The sequence below is a fragment of the Paenibacillus sp. P4_E11 genome, assembly GCF_056401635.1.
On the sequence record NZ_JBFUIX010000360.1, the window covers coordinates 1 to 2,127 of the forward strand.

2 protein-coding genes and 1 pseudogene are annotated in these 2,127 nt (G+C 44.8%); all 3 read right to left on the bottom strand.

The features are described from left to right. A pseudogene (locus tag AC1DWB_RS33975) lies at positions 1–281 on the bottom strand (sensor histidine kinase); the annotation flags it as partial. 23 nt (positions 282–304) lie between these two features. Continuing rightward, positions 305–1,063, bottom strand: a complete 759-nt coding sequence (locus tag AC1DWB_RS33980) for an ABC transporter permease (RefSeq protein ID WP_477545490.1) — start codon at positions 1,061–1,063, stop codon at positions 305–307. Further along, on the bottom strand, positions 1,056–1,979 hold the full coding sequence (locus AC1DWB_RS33985) for an ABC transporter ATP-binding protein (RefSeq protein WP_477545491.1): 924 nt from the start codon (positions 1,977–1,979) through the stop codon (positions 1,056–1,058). Before AC1DWB_RS33985 ends, AC1DWB_RS33980 begins: the two co-directional genes overlap by 8 nt. Between the last annotated feature and the right edge of the window lie 148 nt (positions 1,980–2,127).

The following is a 2,127-nucleotide window of genomic DNA, read 5'->3' on the forward strand; positions in this document are numbered from 1 at the left end:
GACGGAGTATGAGCTGAAACAGATATACTCTGTTTCAGCTCATACTCCGTCCGTCTTCTAAGCGCTTTGGCATCCTTAACCAAATCCATAAGGTTGTTTATTTCGTTAGCCAGTTGTTCTAGATCGCGTTCAAAAAAACGAAGATCGACTTTTTTTTCGGTTAACCCCTGATTGTAGGCGTATAGTTGATGATGAATTCGTTTCATTTCGTTCTTCAACAAACACAAGCGGATGAGTGCAGCAACAGCCAGAAACCCCACAGCCACAACGAAATAAATCAACCTGCTCTCACCCGCTTCTGTAGTTACTTAATTTCTTTACGTCGATATACCCATGCGCTCAATATCCCGAAACAGACAAATGTAATAATCGGGATGATGATCATCCGAAGTAACAGACGACTGTCAGGGGAAACGGTTCCTATATCATATAGTAGCTTAAACACCGTATAGCTATATATCGTTTGAACAAATGAAATGTAGTTACCCAATACAATAAAGAGCATGTCGATGAATAGGAAGAACACCATCGTAAAAGCAATCGTTTTCCCACTTTCCGCCATGAGAGTCGCAATCAATGTGGCGATCGATGCGAATGCTGCGGCATAAAGAACAAGCAATCCAAACGTTCTTAAGAAATATAGAGAAGTCGATTCATCGGGCAGATCCCCGAAACCGGACAGCAACGTCGCAACGACACAATTGATTACGGGAAACAGCAGGCCAAGAATAACGGAACCCAGAGCGTACACAAGTTGTTTCGCAGCGATAATCCTTCCTCTACTATTACCGCTGGAAGCGATACTTTTCATCACGCCAGTCGTATATTCGCTAGAAATAAAGAAGCCGGCAAGCACACACATCCCCATGATCATAATATAATTACCCAAAAGCGCGCTTTTCCACATTTCTATCCCGGAAGCTGGATATTCCCCATCCATCGTGTGGTCGATGTATTGAAAGATGGACCAAAATAAAGCGGAGGCCGAGATCATCAATATGAGTCCACGGAACGATCGATCCTTGAGCAGTTTATACCATTCCGATTGGATGAGATTATTCATCCCGCTCACCTCCGATCCGGCTCATAAAGTAAGCTTCCAATTCTTCGCCCATGGGCATAAATTGTTCGATAACCAGTCCAGCCGCCGTTAGCGCCGCGGAAACTTTGCCAGGCGTATCTACGTATCTGAATAGTTTGATCGTTCCGTCCGGCAATACTTCAAATTCGGAGGCAGCCAATTCCCCTTCAATAACGGCCGCCGCCTTCCCGGCATCATCCACCTTAATTTGCAAGTAGTGCTGACATTTCATATTAAGTTCATTAGCCGACAATTGCTCCAGTAATTCCCCTTTATGAATAATGCCAAAATGGGTGGCCAACAGATGAAGCTCACTTAAGATATGGCTAGATATTAAAATGGTAATCCCGTTTTCCCGATTGAGCTTTTTGAGGAGCTCCCTCATTTCGACGACCCCCATCGGATCCAAGCCATTCGTCGGTTCGTCTAGAATCAGAAACTCCGGATCTCCAAGAAGAGCGATAGCGAGTCCTAGGCGCTGTTTCATTCCTAGTGAGAAGTTCTTCGTTTTCTTCCTGCCCGTATTTTGCAGGCCGACCAAAGACAGAGTTTTCTCGATGCAGGCTTTGCCCGGGATCCCCCGTAGAAGTCTATGGGTCTCCAAATTTTCTTTAGCCGTCATATTCGGATATAAAGCCGGACTTTCAATGATCGAGCCGATTCGTTTTCTCGCCTCGCTCAGATCCTGTGCATCCCTCTTGCCGAACAATTCGATGGAACCGTCTGTCGGGGAAGCCAGCCCGCTGACGATACGGATCAACGTTGATTTACCCGCACCGTTCTGTCCGATAAAACCGTAAATCGCACCTTTTTTGATGGACATGTTCACTTGATAAAGCGCATAGTCCATCTTGTATACCTTGGTTAAATGATCGGACTTCAGTACATATTCACTCATCGTCTCACTACCTCTCTCTGGGATAACTTCATTATCGGAGGCAAGACATAAGCGATCATAAAGGAATTATTAAGAAAACATTAAGTTGTTATTTGAGCCGGTATCCCATACCCCATAACGTTTCTATATAATCTTCTTCGGGATTGGC

Coding starts and splice junctions, on each gene's coding strand:
- AC1DWB_RS33985 (WP_477545491.1), bottom strand. CDS start 1,979: ATGAGTGAATATGTACTGAAGTCCGATCATTTAACCAAGGTATACAAG.
- AC1DWB_RS33980 (WP_477545490.1), bottom strand. CDS start 1,063: ATGAATAATCTCATCCAATCGGAATGGTATAAACTGCTCAAGGATCGA.